General features: G+C 50.2%; 1 protein-coding gene. It reads left to right on the top strand.

Features of this window, described 5'->3' with window-relative positions:
* Window positions 1-221 (top strand): hypothetical protein (locus AC1RP4_RS08120; RefSeq protein ID WP_481763297.1); only part of this gene is annotated, 221 nt, incomplete at its 5' end.
* Window positions 222-241: the final 20 nt, after the last annotated feature.

The following is a 241-nucleotide window of genomic DNA, read 5'->3' on the forward strand; positions in this document are numbered from 1 at the left end:
TCTCTATGTCGTATCAGGTCGGCAAAAAAGTAAAGGCCGTTTATCAAATCGCGCGTGGTGAAGGAGAAGGGGGCCTCGCTGAGTTCTTCATTCATGACAGTACTGGTGCGATCGTTTGCACTATCATCACGCCACACTTCGCAGACGAGGAAACCGTAGCGGAGTTCCTTACAGATTCGGTATTCAAACCGAAAGATCGGGGGGCGTTCGTTGCCGAGTAACAAAGCGAAAACCCTTGATC

This window comes from Dellaglioa sp. CoH-56-MRSF-10 (assembly GCF_056782175.1).